Source organism: Collinsella sp. LCP19S3_H3 (assembly GCF_052119145.1).
Classification (GTDB): Bacteria; Actinomycetota; Coriobacteriia; order Coriobacteriales; family Coriobacteriaceae; genus Collinsella.
Window position 1 is genome coordinate 1 of sequence record NZ_JBQKFW010000026.1, and the last position, 3,483, is coordinate 3,483.

General features: G+C 57.1%; 4 protein-coding genes and 1 other RNA gene. 4 read left to right on the plus strand and 1 reads right to left on the minus strand.

Annotated features, from left to right (window positions below):
* Positions 1-993: 993 nt before the first annotated feature.
* The 3 genes from ACTQZF_RS09040 to ACTQZF_RS09050 all read left to right on the plus strand — a co-directional run bounded on the left by ACTQZF_RS09040 (position 994) and on the right by ACTQZF_RS09050 (position 2,113).
* On the plus strand, positions 994-1,212 hold the full coding sequence (locus tag ACTQZF_RS09040) for a hypothetical protein (RefSeq protein ID WP_441033557.1): 219 nt from the start codon (positions 994-996) through the stop codon (positions 1,210-1,212).
* A gap of 145 nt (positions 1,213-1,357) precedes the next feature.
* Complete coding sequence (locus ACTQZF_RS09045; RefSeq protein ID WP_441033560.1) at positions 1,358-1,711, plus strand: hypothetical protein; 354 nt, start codon at positions 1,358-1,360, stop codon at positions 1,709-1,711.
* A gap of 117 nt (positions 1,712-1,828) precedes the next feature.
* Positions 1,829-2,113: a hypothetical protein gene (locus tag ACTQZF_RS09050; protein WP_441555099.1), complete on the plus strand. Its 285-nt coding sequence runs from the start codon at positions 1,829-1,831 to the stop codon at positions 2,111-2,113.
* 166 nt (positions 2,114-2,279) lie between these two features.
* Here the strand turns inward: ACTQZF_RS09050 and ACTQZF_RS09055 are convergent, their stop codons facing one another.
* A complete protein-coding gene (locus ACTQZF_RS09055; protein ID WP_441555100.1) occupies positions 2,280-2,714 on the minus strand; it encodes a hypothetical protein in 435 nt (144 codons plus the stop codon).
* A 239-nt stretch (positions 2,715-2,953) separates the two neighbouring features.
* On the opposite strand from ACTQZF_RS09055, the gene ssrA reads away from it, so the two are divergent.
* Positions 2,954-3,317: a transfer-messenger RNA gene (gene ssrA / locus ACTQZF_RS09060) on the plus strand.
* Positions 3,318-3,483: the final 166 nt, after the last annotated feature.

Here is a 3,483-nt window from a genome sequence, read left to right on the forward strand (position 1 = left end):
CTTGCCTCTCAATTTCGGACAGTCCTGACTCACGACGGAGGCGCCACTGGCGCCTCCTGTTCGTGCGGAACTCATTGAGAGGCAAGGCCCTGCGCCCGGCCCCTCGGTTCCGTGGCGACTCGGCCGTTCTGGTCAGTCGGGCTGAATGGAAATAGAGTGAATGGGCGCGCCGTTGGCGCGCCCATTGTTTTTGAAGGGAACTCATTTTGAGCAAGCGCCCGCCCTGCCGGGCTCCCGGGTTCCGTGGCGACTCAGCCGTTCAGGTCAGGCGGGGCTAAATGGAATTTGGTGAATGAGGGTGCCGTTGGCACCCTCATTTTTTTGTGGATGTGGCGCAGGGACGGTCCCTTGGTCACATTTTTGGGCTGTGGAAAGCGAAGCTTAATACTTTTCCCGAGAAGTGAACGACCTTATTTGGACCTCTGAAGCATCGACACTTTTTGGACGCTGTTTCCTGCGGTTTTGCCGAGTTTTCCCTGCGGTTTTGTTACTAAAAAATGCGGATGCTTCAGGGGTCCGATTTTGCTCGTTCACTTCTCGGGAAAAGTATTAGACCTCGATTTGCTGGGACGGGGGAGAGTCTTTCTTGGATGCCGGAGATGTACGTTGCGGCAGACGGATTGTCGAAAGTCGGCCGTTCTGCACCCTAAGATTTCCAGGAAGTTAACCATTTTTGACCTTAATAGTTAGTCCTGCTTAACTATTATCCAAAAGTGTGCTCATGCAAACTTATTCACTTGGGTGCTGAGGCACCGTGCCGTGTCCAATGCGGCAAAAGGGAGAAGCAACATGTAGAAGTCGACGTTTAACACCCTGCTTGTCGGTGGCGGTTTTCTGCTTGGTACGGCTGGCATCAAGCTGCTCGCCAGCGCTCCGGTAAAGAATGCCTGCGTGCAGGGCATCGCGTGCGGCATGCTGCCGTCGAGTACATCGTGGCGCACGGCATCACTTCGTCCATCGAAGGGCGTCGCGCCATCATCGGTTCCGCGCACTTTGACCGATACGGATCTTGCTGCGATCGTGCGCCTGCGCCGTATGAGCCAGGGCCTCGTTGATCGTCTGACGAGCTCCTACTCTAAGGTGATGCACACCAACTCGGCGCTCTTGGCACTGGGCAGTACCGGCGCGATTGCCTCGCAGGCATCGTCGCTGCCGCACAACGGCTCGACGATCGCCTACAGCCTGAGCAACGCGAAGGCTTACCTGCGTTAACAGACGTGTTTGTCCACGTTATCTGGCCTGCGCCCAGACGGCATCGGTGTCGTCCGGGCGCAGGCCTTTTGCATTTGACTCCAATTGATAGCGTCTCTATATAGTGTTGCTATCGAGGATAGCAATTGAAGGGAGCGAGATCGACGTGGGTGCTGCTAGCGGCATGGCGCAGGTGAACGTTCGCGTGGATCGCCAGGTCAGGAACCGTGCCGAGGAAGCGCTGCGGCTTTCGGGCGGGACACTGCCCGAGCTCATCAAAAAGGTGGTGGCCAAGGTAGCGCAGGGTGGCGGTTCGTGCGAAGAGGTGTTGTCGGCCGTTGACGACCAACCGCCTAGTGCTGGTGGCACCTCGCCGTTTGTCGCATCATGGGCGGCGGTGGATCGGCTTTACGCGGACCTGGGCATCGATACATCATCTGCGTCTGATGACCGCAGCTGGGACACAATCTATTCCGAATCCATGGATGAGCATTATCGCCAAAAGGGGATGATCCTGTGAGTGGAGGCCCCCTTAAGATTATGGTGGACACCAACGTATGGGTCGATTCGTTTTGCGCCGAGCATACCGAGTCGCTTGCCGCGCGCGTTTATTGGGCAGGCGACGGAGACGGGGGCGTTGCTGTTCTTTCCGGTGCATATCGCCAAGGACGTGCTGCACGTTGTCCAACACGAGCTGAAGCGTAGCGTTCTTGCCGGCGGGGGAGCGCTCGACGAGGCATCTGTCCGTGCAATTGGCGATGCGGCGTTGGCGTTTGTTCGGAACATGACCGAAAACGCCACGGCCGTGGGTGCAGATGCATCGGACCTTTGGCTGGCCGACAAATACTTAGCGCTCCATCGCGATTATGAGGACAACTTGGTGCTCGCCGCGTGCAGCGCGCGCAGATCGATTACTTGGTGACCAACAATCGCAAGCTGCTCGAACATGCCGATCTTGCAGCAAAGATCCCGCGCCAAATGATGCCGATTCTAGCTTTGGCCGAACGTGGTGGCGCGGCTATCGGTTAGCGCGAACTGTTTGCGTGGCCTTCGGAACGTCGGCGCTCAGAAGGCCACGCATCCTTTAATTACAAAAGCGCTTCCTTGATGACGGGAGCTTCGACGAGCTTCTCGGCGGCCTTTTCGTCGGAATCGTTTAGTGCTGCTAGACTGCGGTAGACCCACTCGTTGACCTGGGTGTTCTTGACGCCTGCGGTCTGCATAAGGGCGCCTACCTCGCGGATTGCTGCAAGCAGATCGGCTTTGGGACCTGCGAGCTCGACCTCGATGCCGTGGTAGGCGGCCACGCCGCGGTTCTCGCTCACGTGGTCGATAAAGCCCGCGACGGTCTCAAACTGCTGGGCGAGAGCTGCATCATCGTCAGCGTCCAGCGCAACAAGGGCGTTCGATACCGTGAGGGCGGGATGTCCACAGGGGACAAAGCCTTCGATGACATCCATGGCTTCGGTAATGGTTGAGCCCAGGCCTGCGAGGGCATTGATGAGTTGCTGCTTGGTATCCATAACGGTCCTTTCGACGGGTCAATTTTGCTTGGCGAAAATATACGTGACGTGTTCAGTGGCAAAAATGCGAAGTATGGCGCACATTAGGGTCTTCACAGCTCGTGCATAGAGCAGGTGTCTGCCTTTAGAACGTGGTAAGATAGCTATCCACGAGCGGGGTTTACCACGCGTGTTCCTTGAAAAGTCGACGGTTATCGGGTGTTTGCAGGCCCGATACCATCCAGACTTTCCCAACATTCGGGGGCGACTGGTTTCGACACGATAGCTCTGAGAGAGGAAGCAAGCCGAGGTCTCCTCGCCTCGTTAAACAGGGGTACCGTCAAATTGAATTGACAACAACTCTTCTTTTGAGCCTATGGCTCTCGCTGCTTAGTTTATAGCGGCGCGTCAACCCGGTGATTTCCCCGACACCGGCGCGACGTCATGTTAGGGGAATGCTCCCGCGCACGTAATCGGTATGGCGCGGGCTAAGACCGAACCGGTTGGGATGCCGCGAGCGTGTCGCTGCGCGCAAAGCGTCCGAGACTAAACCAGCGACTGAGCTTGGAGATGCCAATCAGGGGGCTTTCGTGGACCGGAGTTCGATTCTCCGCGCCTCCACCAATAGTTACAGGCAGGTAGAGAAGTGTTTCTACCTGCTTTTTTATTACATATAGATACCGCGGAGAATCGAACTCTATGCAGGGCGCGGGCGTAAAGAAAACGCGTAAGCGTTTTTAGCCCGCGGGCGAGGACGCCGGCAGGCGGCCGAAGCCGGTGCGGATTTGCG

Excerpts from the sequence above, each read along its gene's own strand:
- ACTQZF_RS09055 (WP_441555100.1), bottom strand. The coding sequence starts at position 2,714 with ATGGATACCAAGCAGCAACTCATCAATGCCCTCGCAGGCCTGGGCTCA.